At 70.6% G+C, this 13229-nt stretch carries 12 protein-coding genes and 2 tRNA genes; 5 read left to right on the top strand and 9 right to left on the bottom strand.

The window, feature by feature from the left end; genetic code table 11:
* Positions 1 to 37: 37 nt before the first annotated feature.
* The 4 genes from ACIGW4_RS08745 to ACIGW4_RS08760 form a co-directional block, all read right to left on the bottom strand.
* A complete protein-coding gene (locus ACIGW4_RS08745) occupies positions 38 to 700 on the bottom strand; it encodes an ATP-dependent Clp protease proteolytic subunit (protein WP_123457325.1) in 663 nt (220 codons plus the stop codon).
* A 65-nt stretch (positions 701 to 765) separates the two neighbouring features.
* Positions 766 to 1383, bottom strand: a complete 618-nt coding sequence (locus ACIGW4_RS08750) for an ATP-dependent Clp protease proteolytic subunit (protein ID WP_123452298.1) — start codon at positions 1381 to 1383, stop codon at positions 766 to 768.
* A 240-nt stretch (positions 1384 to 1623) separates the two neighbouring features.
* Complete coding sequence (tig, locus tag ACIGW4_RS08755) at positions 1624 to 3009, bottom strand: trigger factor (protein ID WP_123452300.1); 1386 nt, start codon at positions 3007 to 3009, stop codon at positions 1624 to 1626.
* A 171-nt stretch (positions 3010 to 3180) separates the two neighbouring features.
* Positions 3181 to 3257, bottom strand: a tRNA-Pro gene (locus tag ACIGW4_RS08760).
* Positions 3258 to 3389: 132 nt separating this feature from the next.
* Between ACIGW4_RS08760 and ACIGW4_RS08765 the strand changes: the two genes are divergently transcribed.
* A tRNA-Gly gene (locus ACIGW4_RS08765) sits at positions 3390 to 3463 on the top strand.
* 63 nt (positions 3464 to 3526) lie between these two features.
* On the opposite strand, the gene ACIGW4_RS08770 is transcribed toward ACIGW4_RS08765, so the two are convergent.
* Together ACIGW4_RS08770 and ACIGW4_RS08775 are read right to left on the bottom strand one after the other, a co-directional pair.
* Positions 3527 to 3721 carry a hypothetical protein gene (locus ACIGW4_RS08770; protein ID WP_123452302.1) on the bottom strand — a complete coding sequence of 65 codons (195 nt, stop codon included), beginning with the start codon at positions 3719 to 3721 and terminating at the stop codon, positions 3527 to 3529.
* 167 nt (positions 3722 to 3888) lie between these two features.
* Positions 3889 to 5016 carry a PP2C family protein-serine/threonine phosphatase gene (locus tag ACIGW4_RS08775; RefSeq protein WP_399579311.1) on the bottom strand — a complete coding sequence of 376 codons (1128 nt, stop codon included), beginning with the start codon at positions 5014 to 5016 and terminating at the stop codon, positions 3889 to 3891.
* A 125-nt stretch (positions 5017 to 5141) separates the two neighbouring features.
* On the opposite strand from ACIGW4_RS08775, the gene ACIGW4_RS08780 reads away from it, so the two are divergent.
* Positions 5142 to 6371 carry a GNAT family N-acetyltransferase gene (locus ACIGW4_RS08780; RefSeq protein WP_399579313.1) on the top strand — a complete coding sequence of 410 codons (1230 nt, stop codon included), beginning with the start codon at positions 5142 to 5144 and terminating at the stop codon, positions 6369 to 6371.
* A gap of 69 nt (positions 6372 to 6440) precedes the next feature.
* On the opposite strand, the gene ACIGW4_RS08785 is transcribed toward ACIGW4_RS08780, so the two are convergent.
* Together ACIGW4_RS08785 and ACIGW4_RS08790 are read right to left on the bottom strand one after the other, a co-directional pair.
* Complete coding sequence (locus ACIGW4_RS08785) at positions 6441 to 7250, bottom strand: Fpg/Nei family DNA glycosylase (RefSeq protein ID WP_123452308.1); 810 nt, start codon at positions 7248 to 7250, stop codon at positions 6441 to 6443.
* Positions 7250 to 7744: a ribose-5-phosphate isomerase gene (locus ACIGW4_RS08790; RefSeq protein ID WP_123452310.1), complete on the bottom strand. Its 495-nt coding sequence runs from the start codon at positions 7742 to 7744 to the stop codon at positions 7250 to 7252. The genes ACIGW4_RS08785 and ACIGW4_RS08790 overlap by 1 nt, the downstream gene beginning before the upstream one ends.
* Positions 7745 to 7940: 196 nt before the next feature.
* On the opposite strand from ACIGW4_RS08790, the gene ACIGW4_RS08795 reads away from it, so the two are divergent.
* Complete coding sequence (locus ACIGW4_RS08795) at positions 7941 to 9395, top strand: amino acid permease (protein ID WP_123452312.1); 1455 nt, start codon at positions 7941 to 7943, stop codon at positions 9393 to 9395.
* 70 nt (positions 9396 to 9465) lie between these two features.
* Here the strand turns inward: ACIGW4_RS08795 and ACIGW4_RS08800 are convergent, their stop codons facing one another.
* Entirely contained in the window at positions 9466 to 10059 is a 594-nt protein-coding gene (locus ACIGW4_RS08800; protein ID WP_123452314.1) for a biotin transporter BioY, read from the bottom strand.
* A gap of 253 nt (positions 10060 to 10312) precedes the next feature.
* Here ACIGW4_RS08800 and ACIGW4_RS08805 point away from each other — a divergent pair, with 253 nt between their 5' ends.
* A complete protein-coding gene (locus ACIGW4_RS08805) occupies positions 10313 to 11686 on the top strand; it encodes an amino acid permease (RefSeq protein ID WP_399579319.1) in 1374 nt (457 codons plus the stop codon).
* 116 nt (positions 11687 to 11802) lie between these two features.
* Complete coding sequence (locus tag ACIGW4_RS08810) at positions 11803 to 13215, top strand: amino acid permease (protein WP_123452318.1); 1413 nt, start codon at positions 11803 to 11805, stop codon at positions 13213 to 13215.
* The last annotated feature ends 14 nt before the right edge of the window (positions 13216 to 13229 follow it).

The following is a 13229-nucleotide window of genomic DNA, read 5'->3' on the forward strand; positions in this document are numbered from 1 at the left end:
CGGGGCCGCGCGAACCGTGCCGAGGGAAGGTCGGGCGTCAGCGCTCGGCGGAGGCCGTGCTCTTGCGGGTCGAGACGATCTGGTCGATCAGGCCGTACGCCAGGGCGTCCTCGGCCGTCAGGATCTTGTCGCGCTCGATGTCGTCGCGGATCTTCTCGATCGGCGTCGAGGAGTGCTTGGCCAGCATCTCCTCCAGCTGGCTGCGCATCCGCAGGATCTCGTTGGCCGCGATCTCCAGGTCGGAGAGCTGCTCACGGCCGGTGCCGCCGGAGGGCTGGTGGATCAGCACACGGGCGTTCGGCAGGGCCATCCGCTTGCCGGGGGTGCCGGCGGCGAGCAGCACGGCCGCGGCGGAGGCCGCCTGGCCCATGCAGACCGTCTGGATGTCGGGCTTCACGAACTGCATCGTGTCGTAGATGGCCGTGAGGGCGGTGAAGGATCCGCCCGGGCTGTTGATGTAGATCGAGATGTCGCGGTCCGGGTCCATCGACTCCAGGCACAGGAGCTGCGCCATGACGTCGTTGGCGGAGGCGTCGTCGATCTGCACGCCGAGGAAGATCACGCGCTCCTCGAAGAGCTTCGCGTACGGGTCGTACTCGCGCACGCCCTGCGAGGTGCGCTCCACGAAGCGCGGCACGACGTAGCGGCTGTCCATCGGCGCGCCGGTGTAGAGGCCGCTCGGGGAGAGGTTGTTCTGCATCTGGGTGTTCACCGTCCTGGTGGCGTTCAGAGGGGGCTGGGGGCTCTTCGGCGGGCTGCCGGCGCTCAGGCGCCCGTGCCGCCGCCGCCCGGAACACCCGCGGCGTGCGTGATGATGTCGTCGATGAGGCCGTACTCCTTGGCCTCCTCCGCGGTGAACCAGCGGTCGCGGTCGCCGTCGCGGATGATCGTCTCGACGGTCTGACCGGAGTGGTGCGCGGTGATCTCGGCCATGCGCTTCTTGGTGCGCAGCAGGTACTCGGCCTGGATCTTGATGTCGGAGGCGGTGCCGCCGATGCCGGCGGAGCCCTGGTGCATCAGGATGTCGGTGTTCGGCAGCGCGAAGCGCTTGCCGGGGGTGCCGCCGGTGAGCAGGAACTGGCCCATGGAGGCGGCCATGCCCATGCCGATGGTGACCACGTCGTTCGGGATGTACTGCATGGTGTCGTAGACGGCCATGCCGGCCGTCACGGAGCCACCGGGGCTGTTGATGTAGAGGAAGATGTCCTTCTCCGGGTCGGCGGCCAGGAGGAGCATCTGCGCGGTGATCTTGTTGGCGATGTCGTCGTCGACCTGCTGGCCGAGGAAGATGATCCGCTCGCCGAGCAGCCGGTTGTAGACATGGTCGCCGAGGCCGCCACCGATGGACGGCTCACCCGCGGCGTAAGGCTTCAGATTCGTCACGTATCCACCTGCTCGTCTCCGACGGCCCCGGGCCGTCTCAGCGTCGTGTTCTGAGGGCAGTGCCCTCGTATTCATGGACCCTAACGCGCAGGTCGGACAACGCCATCCCGGTTCCCGAACTGTTCGCTGGGAGCGCAAGGTAGTTGGAGGCGTGTAAGCGGGTCCGGGTACGTCCACGGGCCCGTACGCACTGCTGTGCGCACGGGCCCGTGGAACAGGGTCCGCCGGGGGCGGGGGCCCTTACTTGTCCTCGGAGACCTCGGCCTCGCCGGTGACGGCCTCGACGGCCTCGGCGGCGGCCTCGACCTCGTCCTCGTCGTCGGAGAGGTCGACGACCTCGCCGTTGGTGTCGACGACCTTGGCGGCCTCGACGACGACCGCGAGGGCCTTGCCGCGGGCGACCTCGCCGACGAGCATCGGCACCTGGCCGCCCTGGGCCACGGCCTGGGCGAACTGGTCGGGGCTCATGCCGGAGGAGGCGGCACGGCGGAACAGGTGCTCGGTGAGCTCCTCGCGGGAGACGTCGAGCTTCTCCTTGTTGACGAGCTCATCGAGGATGAACTGCGTCTTGATGCCCTTCTCGGCCTGCTCCTTGGTCTCGGCCAGGAACTCCTCCTCGGTCTTGCCCTGGATCTCCAGGTACTTCGCGAGGTCGAGGCCCATCTGGCCGAGCTGGTGGTGCTCCAGGTTGTGCTTGCGGGTGTTGATCTCGTCCTCGAGAAGCTTCTCGGGCATCGGGACCTCGACCAGCTTGAGGAGCTCGTCGAGGACGCGCTCCTGGGCCTGGGTGGCCTGGTCGAACTGCTTCATGTTCTCGAGGCGCTTGCGGCTGTCGGCCTTGAGCTCGTCGAGGGTGTCGAACTCCGACGCCATCTGCGCGAACTCGTCGTCGAGCTCGGGGAGCTCACGGGCGGCGACGGTGATGACCTTGACGGTGACCTCCGCGTCCTTGCCCTCGGCGGAGCCGCCCTTCAGCTGCGAGGTGAAGGTGGCCTCGCCACCGGCCTCCAGGCCCTTGACGGCCTCGTCGATGCCGTCGAGCAGCTCGCCGGAGCCGATGGTGTACGAGACGTCCTTGGCGACACCGTCGGGCAGGACCTCGCCGTCGACCTTGGCCTCCAGGTCGATGGTGACGACGTCGCCCTCGGCGGCGGCGCGCTCGACCGGGGAGGTCGAGGCGAAGCGCTCGCGGAGCTGCTCCACGGACTTCTCGACGTCCTCGTCGGTGACCTCGACCGCGTCGACGGTGACCTCGATGCCGGAGTAGTCCGGGATCTCGATCGTCGGGCGGACGTCGACCTCGGCGGTGAAGGCCAGCAGCTCGCCGTCCTTCAGCTCGGTGATGTCGACCTCGGGCTGGCCGAGCGGGTTGACCTCGGCCTCGTTGACGGCCTCGGTGTAGAACTTCGGGAGCGCGTCGTTGACGGCCTCCTCCAGCACGGCGCCGCGGCCGAACCGCTGGTCGATCACGCGAGCAGGGATCTTGCCCTTGCGGAAGCCCTTGACCGTGACCTGCTGGTTGATCTTCTTGTACGCCGCGTCGAGGCTGTCCTTGAGCTCCTCGAAGGGCACCTCGACAGTGAGCCGAACCCGGGTCGGGTTCAGGGTCTCCACGGCGCTCTTCACGGTTCGGTCTCCTTGTGGCTGATTCCTGGAATCCGTCGGGGCCGCGTTCGGCGGTACCGGCGGGTCGGCCCGGTCAGAAAGACACACGGGCACGCAGCTTGCATAGTAACCGCAAGCGGGATGACGCCCACAACGTGATCAAGGACGCGCGAGGTGGGCGCGTGATCGTCATGGTCGGGGTGGCGGGATTTGAACCCACGGCCTTCCGCTCCCAAAGCGGACGCGCTACCAAGCTGCGCCACACCCCGTCGGTGCGACACGTAGGGTACATGGACGGGGACTGTGCGGCGCCCCCCGTTTTCCGGGTGTGCGCGAAAGCCCCCCGACCGGCTACCATGCTCCTCGTGCCGCGGTCCCCGTGACCTGCGGCGCGATGCTGTGCGGGTGTAGCTCAATGGTAGAGCACTAGTCTTCCAAACTAGCTACGCGGGTTCGATTCCCGTCACCCGCTCCATACGAGGTCAGGGCCGGTCCGGAGAGCTTCTCCGGACCGGCCCTGAATCGTTTCTCCGGGTGGTCAGAACTTGATGGAGGCCACCGTCTGGGTTATCGAGTCCAGGAAGCGCTGGATGTCGTCGGCCATGCCGGTGGAGGCGAGGAAGAAGCCGAAGAGGACCGCGACCACGGCCGGTCCGCCCTTGAGGTTCCCCCCGCGGATCAGCACCACCATGATGATCGCCAACAGCAACACCACAGACAGTGAAATGGCCACAACTGATCACACCCTCGGTCGGTCCCGCCTTGCCCACCAGGGAGCCCCTGTCTCGGAACACCCCCCGCTGTCTCCATCGTGCCATCAACCCCCTTGCCCTCGCTGCCCGGTGACGAATCGTCGTGCAGAAGATCACGTGGCGGGCGCACGGGCGACCGGGCGACCGGTCAGGCGGGGCGCGAGAGGATCAGCAGGGCCCGGTCGTCGTTGACGTCCTTGGCGACGGCCTCGATCAGGTGCCAGGCGACGCCCTCGAAGCCCTCGGCGACGCAGCGGTCGGCCTCGCCGGTGAGGCGGTCGATGCCCTCGGCGATGTCCCGGTCGGCGGCCTCGACCAGGCCGTCGGTGAAGAGCATGAGGACGTCGCCGGGCCGCAGGGAGCCCTTGACCGGGTGGAACTCGGCCCCGTCGTACACGCCGAGGAGGGGGCCGTCGGCGGCCTTCTCCTCCCAGCGGCCGGTGCCGGCGTGGAGCTGGAGGGCGGGCAGGTGGCCGGCGGAGAAGAGTTCGTAGTCGCCGGACTCCAGGTCGAGGACGAGGTGGATCGAGGTGGCGAAGCCCTCGTCCCAGTTCTGCCGGAGGAGGTAGCCGTTGGCGGCCGGGAGGAAGTCGTGCGGCGGCAGCGAGCCGAGGAGTCCGCCGAAGGCGCCGGAGAGCAGCAGGGAGCGGGAGGCCGCGTCCATGCCCTTGCCGGAGACGTCGGTGAGGACGACCTCCAGGGTGCGCCCGCCATGGGTGCGGGCGGCGACGACGAAGTCGCCCGAGAAGGACTGGCCGCCGGCCGGGCGCAGCGCCATCTCGCGGTGCCAGCCCTGGGGGAGCCGGGGCAGCGCGCTCTGGACGCGGATGCGTTCGCGCAGGTCGAAGAGCATGGTGCCGCCGCGCCGCCAGGGCACGCCGACCCGGGCGCGGAACTGGGCGATGAGCAGCCCGAAGAGTCCGCAGGCGGCGACGACCAGGACGGTGCCGGGGGTGACCCGGGCCGGGCCCTGGGTGTACGGGCCGAGGACGACGGACTCGACGATGAGGGCGCCCGCGGCCGCCGCGTACAGGGCGAGCAGGCTGGCGGGGCGCAGCAGCAGGCCGCCGGCCACGATGGGCAGGGCGAGCGCGGCGGGCGCGCACCAGACGGGGTCGAGGACGGTCCCGCACGCGATGAGGGGGATCATCAGGAGGAGTCCGGCGAAGGCGAGCCAGTCGGCGCCGTCGCCGCGGAAGTAGTCGACGGCGGATCTGCGCAGCGCGACACGGGCCCGGCGCACGCGCCTGCGTGTCCGGGCCGCGTACGTGTTCATTCCGGCACGCTGTCCCATTGGCCTGGACCCTATCCATCCCGTCGGACATCGTGCAGGGGCACCCCTGTGACAATGTGCCTGAAATCGGGTCGCTCCGGGACCCGCGCCGCTGATATCGATGGCATATGACGACTGAACTGCGGGTTCTCGACCCGTCCGAGTGGGATCGCTGGTTCGGGGTGCTGGAGCTCGCGTTCGGGGGCGTGCCGGAGGCGCCGGAGGCGCGGCAGCTGTGGCGCGACCTGACCGAGTTCGACCGTTTCCTCGGCGCCTGGGACGGCGACCTGTGCGTGGGTACGGCGGGGGCGTTCACGTTCCGGCTCACGGTGCCGGGCGGGGCGTCGGTCCCGGCGGGCGGGGTGACGATGGTGAGCGTGGCCGGGACGCACCGGCGGCGCGGGATCCTGACGTCGATGATGCGGCGGCAGCTGGACGACCTGCGGGCGGCGGGCGAGCCGCTGGCCGTGCTGACGGCGTCGGAGCCGGAGATCTACGGGCGGTTCGGCTACGGCGTCGGCGCGTACGCGGTGCGCGGGACGATCGACACGACCCGGGTGCGGCTCACGGTGCCGGAGGGCACGGACGGGGTCTCCCTGCGCATGGCCGACCCGACGGAGTCCTCCGCGGTGTGCGAGGCGGTCCACACGAAGCTGGTGCCGCTGCGGCCCGGCATGCTCGCGCGGCGGCCGGGGTGGGAGCGGGAGCCGCTGCTCGACCCGCCGGGCGACCGGGAGGGGGCCTCGGCGCTGCTCTGCGTGCTCGCGGAGCGGGGCGGGGAGGTCGTGGGGTTCGCGCACTACGCGATCAGGCCGGAGTGGGCGCCCGCCGGGTCCGGCGGGTCCGTGAACGTCCGCCGGCTGATGGGGCTCGACCCGGCGGCCGAGGCGGCGCTGTGGCGGTTCCTCTGCTCGGTGGACCTGACGTCGTCGGTACGGTTCCGCGGCCGGCCCGTGGACGACGGCTGGCAGCACCTGGTGAGCGACGTGCGGCGGTGCGAGCCGACGCTGCGGGACGCCCTGCACGTGCGGCTCGTGGAGGTGGGCGCGGCGCTGGAGGCGCGGACGTACCAGGCGCCGGTGGACGTGGTGTTCGAGGTGGAGGACGCGTTCTGTCCGTGGAACGCGGGGCGGTGGCGGTTGACGGGGGACGCGAAGGGGGCGACCTGTGTCCGGACGGGGGACGCGCCCGACCTCGCACTGTCCGTGCGGGAGTTGGGGGCCGCGTACCTGGGCGGGACCTCGCTGGTCTCGTTGGCCTCGGCCGGGAGGGTGCGGGAGCTTCGGGAGGGGGCGCTGGTCGAGGCGTCGGTGGCCTTCGGGTCTCCCGTTGCGCCCTGGCTGCCGCACGGGTTCTAGCAGCGGGTCCCGGGGGCGGGCGTGACGGGGGCGGGCACCGCCCCGGCGGAACACGTGCCCACGACGCGGTCAGCGTTGTTGGCAGGTCGGGCACCAGAAGAGGTTGCGGTTCGCCAGGTCCGCCGTGCGGATCCCGGTTCCGCAGATGTGGCACGGCTGGTTCGCGCGGCGGTAGACGTAGACCTCGCCGCCGTGGTCGTCCACGCGGGGCGGGCGGCCCATGGCCTCGGGGGTGTGCTCGGGGCGGACCGTGTCGATGCGGTTCAGGCGGACGCCCTCGCGCATGAGGGCCACCAGGTCCTCCCAGATCGCGGTCCACTCCCCCGCCGTGAGGTCCTTGCCCGCGCGGTACGGGTCGATGCCGTGCCGGAAGAGGACCTCGGCGCGGTAGACGTTGCCGACGCCCGCGATGATCTTCTGGTCCATGAGGAGGGCGGCGATCGTCGTGCGGGACTTCGAGATCCGGTGCCAGGCCTTCGCCGGGTCGTCGTCCTCCCGGAGCGGGTCCGGGCCGAGCCGGTCGTGTATCGCCCGCTTCTCGGCGTCCGTGATCAGCGCGCACGTGGTGGGGCCGCGCAGGTCGACGTACCCCTCGGGGTCGGCGAGCCGCAGCCGGACCGTGTCCGTGGGCGGCGGGGCCGGGGCGTCGCCGAAGTTCACCTTGCCGAAGAGGCCCAGGTGGATGTGGATCCATTCGTCGCCGGGGAAGCCCAGGAAGAGGTGCTTCCCGTGGGCTTCCGCCGTCTCCAGGACGGTGCCGTCGAGCAGGGCCGCCGAGTCGGCGAACTTGCCCTGCGGGCTGGAGACGCGCACGGGCCGGCCGCCGAACCGCTCGCGGTGGTCGGCGGCCAGCCGGTGGATGGTGTGCCCTTCGGGCATCAGGCGGTCGGCTCCTGCGGGTGGTGCGCCGGGATCGGGGGGAGCTCGCCGGTGTTCTCGTACGCGGTGAGCATGTCGATCCGGCGGGTGTGACGCTCGTCACCCGAGTACGGCGTGTTCAGGAAGATCTCGACGAACTTGGTCGCCTCTTCCCGGGTGTGCATCCGGCCGCCGACGGAGATCACGTTGGCGTTGTTGTGCTCGCGGCCGAGGGCGGCGGTCTGCTCGCTCCAGGCGAGGGCGGCGCGCACCCCCTTCACCTTGTTCGCGGCGATCTGCTCGCCGTTGCCGGAGCCGCCGATGACGATGCCCAGGCTGTCCGGGTCCGCGGCCGTCTTCTCGGCGGCACGCAGGCAGAACGGCGGGTAGTCGTCGAGGGCGTCGTAGATGTGGGGGCCGCAGTCGACGGGCTCGTGGCCGTGGGCCTTGAGCCACTCGACGAGGTGGTTCTTTAGTTCAAAGCCGGCGTGGTCGGAACCGATATAGACGCGCATGATGCCGAGTGTGGCACGCCGGGGCCCGGGTAGCTGGCAGCGGGGTCGGGACCTTCACCCGACCCGGTACGGACCTTCGACTCTCGCGAGGTCGCCCGTACAACGATCCGGAATGAGGTCTTCCGATCATCCCTGTTTCCGGGGTTCAATGCTCAGGCTCGCGACCCGAGCGCCCCCCACACACGAGGAAGCGTCTGTGAACACGCAACCGACCCTGACGAAGGACGGCCAGGAGACCGGCACCACCGGTGGCTCGCAGTCCTCCGACGGCCTCAAGGCCGGGCTCAAGAACCGCCATCTGTCGATGATCGCGATCGGCGGCGTCATCGGCGCCGGTCTCTTCGTCGGCTCCGGCTCCGGCATCGCCGCGGCCGGCCCCGCGATCCTCCTCTCGTACGCACTCGTCGGCGCCATGGTCGTCTTCGTGATGCGGATGCTCGGCGAGATGGCCGCCGCCCGGCCGTCCTCCGGCTCCTTCTCCGCCTACGCGGACCGAGCCCTGGGCCGTTGGGCCGGTTTCAGCATCGGCTGGCTGTACTGGTTCTTCTGGGTCGTCGTGCTCGCCGTCGAGGCGACCGCGGGCGCCAAGATCCTGGAGAGCTGGGTCCCGGCCGTGCCGCAGTGGGGCTGGGCGCTCATCGTGATGGTGGTGCTCACCGCGACCAACCTGGGCTCCGTCGCCTCGTACGGCGAGTTCGAGTTCTGGTTCGCCGGCATCAAGGTCGTCGCCATCGCGGGCTTCGTCGTCATCGGCCTGCTCGCCGTCTTCGGCGTGCTGCCCGGCTCGGACAACCCGGGCGCCGGATTCGCGCACCTCACCGACAGCGGGGGCTTCTTCCCGATGGGCGCGGGCGCGGTCCTCACCGGTGTGCTGATGGTCGTCTTCTCCTTCATGGGCAGCGAGATCGTCACGCTCGCCGCCGGCGAGTCGGAGGACCCGCAGAAGGCCGTCACCAAGGCCACCAACAGCGTGATCTGGCGGATCGGCGTCTTCTACCTGGGCTCGATCTTCGTGGTCCTGACGCTGCTGCCGTGGAACGACAAGTCGATCGTCGACAAGGGCTCGTACGTCGCCGCCCTCGACTCCATCGGCATCCCGCACGCCGGCCAGATCATGAACGTGATCGTCCTGACGGCCGTCCTGTCCTGCCTCAACTCGGGCCTCTACACGGCCTCCCGCATGGCCTTCTCGCTCGGTCAGCGCGGTGACGCGCCCAAGGCCTTCGCGAAGACCAACAAGCGGGGCGTGCCGACGGCCGCGATCCTCGGCTCGGTCGTCTTCGGCTTCGTCGCGGTCTTCTTCAACTACAAGTGGCCCGACACCGTCTTCGCCTTCCTGCTGAACTCCTCCGGCGCGGTCGCGCTCTTCGTCTGGCTGGTCATCTGCGTGACCCAGCTGCGGATGCGCGGGATCATCCTGCGGGAGTCGCCGGAGAAGCTGGTCGTCCGGATGTGGCTCTTCCCGTACCTGACCTGGGCGACCATCGCCATGATCGTCGCCGTTCTCGGCTACATGGTCGTCGACGGCGGCAGCAACCGTGAGCAGGTCGTGCTGTCCCTGCTCGTGGCCGCGTTCGTGATCGCGATCGCGCTGGTCCGCCAGCGGCTCGGCAAGAACACCGCCCCCGCCGAGGAGCTCGAGCGCGTCTAGCCTCCCGGGTGCACGAAAGGGCCCTGCCGCTCCCCCGAGCGGCAGGGCCCTTCGCGTACGGGGCCGTCGTTCAGCCCTTGCGGCCGACGAGCTTCCAGGCGGCCGGCAGGGCGCCCATGGCGAGCGCGGCCTTGAGCGCGTCGCCGATGAGGAACGGGGTCAGACCGGCGGCGACGGCCTGGCCGAGGGTCATGCCGGTGGCGAGGGCCAGGTACGGCACGCCGACCGCGTAGATGATCGCGGAGCCCAGCACCATGGCGCCGGCCGTGCGGAGCACGGAGCGGTCGGCGCCGCGGCGGGCGAGGGCGCCGACGACGGTCGAGGCGAGGAGCATGCCGAGGATGTAGCCGAAGGACGGCATGGCGTAACCGGAGGTGGCCTGCGCGAACCACGGGACGCCCGCCATGCCCGCGACCGCGTACAGGGCGAGGGCGAGGAAGCCGCGGCGGGCGCCGAGCGCGGTGCCGACGAGCAGGGCGGCGAAGGTCTGGCCGGAGACCGGGACCGGGGAGCCGGGGACCGGGACCGAGATCTGCGCGGCGAGGCCGGTGAGGGCGGCGCCGCCGACGACCAGGGCGACGTCGCGGGCGCGGCTCGACGGGATGAGGTCGGCGAGGACGGTGCCCGCCCGGAGGGTGCGGACGGGGGCGGCGGCGGTGCTCATCGGTACTCCGCGGGGTGAGGGTGGGAGGGACAGGTTGACGGTATGCCAGGTGTGAACGGCCGATCACCGTCAGCCGCCGACAAAGCGGCGGTCGAGCGCTTCGTGGAGATCTCACAAAGGCCGCCGATCACACCTCGCGCCACGTGACGCTTGTCACTGGGCACTCCTCCTCGGAGGTCCCTTTTGCGCCAGGGGATGCTCCCTGGAGAGACTGTGGGGTCTCCATAAACCGCCAGAGAGTACGAGCCCCCACATGCACGAGCCCCTCGCTCCCGAACCGGAGCCCCTCTCCCACGGCCTGAAGCAGCGTCACCTGACGATGCTGGGGCTCGGGGGTGTGATCGGCGCCGGGCTCTTCGTCGGCTCGGGCGCCGGCATCGCCGTCGCCGGGCCCGGCATCGTGGTCTCGTACCTGATCGCCGGCGCGCTCGCGATGCTGGTCATGCGGATGCTCGGCGAGATGTCGGCGGCGATGCCCGCCTCGGGTGCCTTCTCGGTGCACGCGGAGCGGGCGCTCGGCCGCTGGGCGGGCTTCTCGGTGGGCTGGCTGTACTGGTTCCTGCTGGTCGTCGTCCTCGCCGTGGAGGCGACGGGCGCGGCGCGGATCGTGCACGGCTGGGTGCCGGGGGTGCCGCAGTGGGGCTGGGTGCTGGTCTTCATGATCGTGTTCACCCTGGCCAACCTGGCGGCGGTGAAGAACTTCGGCGAGTTCGAGTTCTGGTTCGCGGCGCTCAAGGTCGGCGCGATCGTCCTGTTCCTGGTGCTCGGGGTGCTCGCGATCGCGGGCCTGCTGCCGGACACGGATCCGGTGGGGCTCGCGAACCTGACCGGGCAGGGCGGGTTCCTGCCGAACGGCTGGTCGGGGGTGGTCTCCGGGGTCCTGGCGGTCGTCTTCGCCTTCGGCGGCCTGGAGGTCGTCACCATCGCGGCGGCCGAGTCCGACGACCCTGCGCGGAACGTGGCGCGGGCGGTGCGCAGCGCGGTCTGGCGGATCCTGCTCTTCTACGTGGGTTCGATGCTGGTCGTCGTGACGCTGCTGCCCTGGACCTCGATGAAGCCGGGCGAGTCGCCGTACGTGGCGGTCCTGGACGCGATCGGGGTGCCGGCGGCGGGCCAGATCATGAACGTGGTGGTGTTCGTGGCGCTGCTCTCGGCGCTCAACGCGAACCTGTACGGCTCGTCCCGGATGGTGTTCTCGCTGGCGGAGCGCGGGGAGGCGCCGAAGGGGCTGCTGAGGATCTCCGCCGGCGGCGTGCCGCGCCGGGCGGTGCTCGCCTCGGTGGCCTTCGGCTTCGTCTCCGTCCTGCTGAATCTGAAGTGGCCGGATTCCGTCTTCCTCTACATGCTGAACGCGGTCGGCGCGGTGCTGCTCTTCGTCTGGGCGCTCATCGCGGTCTCGGAGCTGCGGCTGCGGCGCCGGATCGAGCGGGAGGCGCCGGAGACGCTGAGCCTGCGGATGTGGGGCTTCCCGTGGCTGACGTGGGTGGCGCTCGCCGCGATGGGCGCGGTGGTCGTCCTGATGCTGTTCGACGACGGGGCGCGTCCGCAGGTGCTGTGGTCGGCGGGGGCGACCGGGGCCGTCCTCCTGGTGGCGTGGGCCCGGGAGCTGCGCACGAAAAGGAACTGAATCTTCACCTTGTGTGAAGGTCGTGCCCGTATAGCGGACGCCTGTTCCCTCTGAGCGGCGTGCCCACCCACACTGTGGGCTTCCTCCCCGTCTCAGCTAGTGAACAGGGCTCGCCCATGTCTCGGACCACCGCGCCCGCGCCGGCCGACCGCAAGGACGGCGCGAACGCACCTGCCGAGGGCCTCTCGCACGGCCTCAAGCAGCGCCATCTCTCGATGATCGCCCTCGGCGGGGTCATCGGCGCCGGGCTCTTCGTCGGCTCCGGCGCGGGCATCGCCGCCGCCGGGCCCTCGATCGTCATCGCCTACGCGATCTCGGGCGTGCTCGTCATGCTCGTGATGCGGATGCTGGGCGAGATGTCGGCCGCGAACCCGGCTTCCGGCTCCTTCTCCGTCCACGCCGAGCGCGCCTTCGGCTCCTGGGCGGGCTTCACCTCGGGCTGGGCCTTCTGGTTCCTGCTCTGCGTCGCCGTCGGCCTGGAGGGCATCGGCGCCGCGAAGATCATGACGGGCTGGTTCCCGGGCAGCCCCGAATGGGCCTGGGTCGCGCTCTTCATGGTGGTCTTCTGCGCCACCAACCTGGCGGCGGTGAAGAACTTCGGCGAGTTCGAGTTCTGGTTCGCGGCGCTCAAGGTCGGCGCGATCGTCCTCTTCCTCGGCATCGGCGTCCTCGCCATCGTCGGCGTCCTGCCCGGCACGGACGCCCCCGGCACCACGAACCTCAACGGCGATGGCGGCTTCTTCCCGCACGGTTCCGAGGGCCTGATCGTGGGTCTGCTGGCCTCCGTCTTCGCGTACGGCGGCCTGGAGACGGTCACCATCGCGGCGGCCGAGTCGGAGCACCCGGTGCAGGGCGTCGCCAAGGCCGTCCGTACGGCGATGTGGCGGATCGCGCTCTTCTACATCGGCTCCATGGCGGTCATCGTCACCCTCGTCCCGTGGGACGACAAGGCGGTCGTCGAGAAGGGCCCGTACGTCGCCGCCCTCGACCACCTGGGCATCCCGGCGGCCGGCCAGATCATGAACGTGGTCGTGCTCGTCGCCCTGCTCTCGGCGATGAACGCCAACATCTACGGCGCCTCCCGCATGGCCGGCTCGCTGGTCGCGCGCGGCCAGGGCCCGAAGGCGCTCGGCCGGCTGTACGGCGGGGTGCCCCGCCCGGCCGTGCTCGTCTCCTGCGTCGTCGGCTTCGGCTGTGTGCTGCTGAGCTACTGGTCGCCGGACAAGGCGTTCATCTGGCTGCTCAACACCATCGGCGCGATCATCCTGGTCGTCTGGTTCTTCATCGCCGCCTCCCAGCTGGTGCTGCGCCGCCGCACCGAGCGCGAGGCGCCCGAGAAGCTGGTCGTGCGGATGTGGGCCTTCCCGGTGCTGACGTGGGTGGCGCTGGCCGGCATGGCGGCGGTCTTCGTCCTGATGGCGCGCGAGGAGGGCACCCGGGTGCAGCTGTACTCGACGGGCGGTCTGACGCTGGCGCTCGCCGTGGTCGGCTTCGTGCGCCAGAGGACGGCGGCGGCCCGCGCCTCCTGAGCTTCCGCCGCTTC

Source organism: Streptomyces sp. NPDC053513, assembly GCF_044544765.1.
In the GTDB taxonomy this organism is placed as follows: Bacteria; Actinomycetota; Actinomycetes; order Streptomycetales; family Streptomycetaceae; genus Streptomyces; species Streptomyces litmocidini.